A 1,699-nucleotide genomic window follows, 5' to 3' on the forward strand; every position below is an offset into this window, starting at 1 on the left:
TGANNAACGANGAAATCAAGGCNGGCATNCGNGCNCGTACCNTNGCCAANGAAATTGTNCCGGTTCTGGGNGGNTCNGCNTTNAANAANAAGGGNGTTCAGGCGNTGNTNGANGCNGTGATTGANTANCTNCCGGCTCCNAACCANGTTCGTGCNATCGANGGTNTNCTNGATGACGGTAAAGATACNGTNGAGANNCGCGAAGCCGANGANGATGCGCCGTTTGCCGCTCTGGCGTTCAAGATTGCNACCGACCCCTTNGTGGGCACGCTGACGTTCTTNCGGGTTTANTCCGGTAAGTTGAACTCCGGTGATTCGGTGTTCAATCCNGTGAAANGCAAGAAAGAGCGTGTNGGCCGTATGGTGCAGATGCACTCCAACAACCGCGAAGAGATCAANGAAGTGCTGTCCGGTGATATCGCCGCAGCCGTNGGTCTNAANGACGTNACTACCGGTGACACNCTGTGCGATCCGAACCATGTNATTACCCTGGANCGTATGGAATTCCCGGATCCGGTAATTCACGTNGCGGTTGAGCCGAAAACCAAGGCNGACCANGAGAAGATGGGTGTGGCTCTGGGCAANCTGGCTCAGGAAGACCCCTCCTTCAGCGTCAGAACAGACGAAGAGAGTGGCCAGACCATCATCGGTGGTATGGGTGAGCTTCACCTGGANATCATCGTTGACCGTATGCGTCGCGAGTTCAAGGTTGAGGCGAACATCGGTAAGCCGCAGGTGGCCTATCGTGANGCCATCCGCAATAAGTGCGAAATTGAAGGCAAGTTTGTTCGTCAGTCCGGTGGTCGCGGTCAGTACGGTCACGTCTGGATCCGGTTNGANCCAGGCCAGGACGAGGACGCCGAAGGTCTGGAATTTGTCAACGAAATCGTGGGNGGTGCCGTTCCGAAGGAATACATCCCGGCGGTACAGAAAGGTATTTCTGAGCAGATGCAGAACGGTGTTCTGGCNGGCTATCCNCTGCTGGGCCTGAAGGCCACTCTGTACGATGGTTCNTTCCACGATGTTGACTCCAACGAGATGGCCTTTAAAATTGCTGCCTCGATGGCNACCAAGAANTTGGCGCAGCAGGGCGGTGCGGTACTGCTTGAGCCGGTCATGAAGGTGGANGTTGTGACNCCTGAAGAGAACATGGGTGACGTGGTTGGTGATCTCAACCGTCGTCGCGGCATGATTCAGGGCATGGAAGAAGGTGTATCCGGCAAGATTGTTAACGCTGAGGTACCTCTNGCGGAGATGTTTGGNTATGCGACGGATCTGCGCTCGGCCACTCAGGGNCGCGCAACCTACGCGATGGAGTTCAAAGGCTATGCGGAGGCTCCGCGTAACGTAGCCGATGAAGTGATTGCCAAGAGCAAAGTGGCTAAAGACGATTAATTTCTGATTTGCAGACATTCTAGAGGAAGAAGACAGTGGCAAAAGAAAAGTTTGAACGCAGTAAGCCCCACGTCAATGTGGGCACCATCGGTCACGTTGACCACGGTAAAACCACGCTGACCGCGGCTCTGACCCGCGTGTGNTNCGAAGTCTGGGGTAGTGGTTCTGCCATGGCCTTTGACGGCATCGACAATGCGCCGGAAGAGCGTGAGCGTGGTATCACCATTGCGACCTCTCACGTAGAGTACGATTCACCGACCCGTCACTACGCGCACGTAGACTGCCCGGGCCACGCCGACTATGTG

General features: G+C 55.3%; 1 protein-coding gene and 1 pseudogene (1 of these 2 cut by a window edge). Both read left to right on the forward strand.

Translation table 11 applies throughout. From position 1 onward, the window contains the following. Positions 1-1,394, forward strand: a pseudogene (gene fusA / locus CMG77_RS10510) (elongation factor G); it begins 148 nt to the left of the window's first position. A 35-nt stretch (positions 1,395-1,429) separates the two neighbouring features. Continuing rightward, positions 1,430-1,699 (forward strand): GTP-binding protein (locus CMG77_RS10515; protein ID WP_286904386.1); only part of this gene is annotated, 270 nt, incomplete at its 3' end.

This window comes from Marinimicrobium sp., from assembly GCF_002695945.1.
GTDB classification, from domain to species: Bacteria; Pseudomonadota; Gammaproteobacteria; order Pseudomonadales; family Cellvibrionaceae; genus Marinimicrobium; species Marinimicrobium koreense.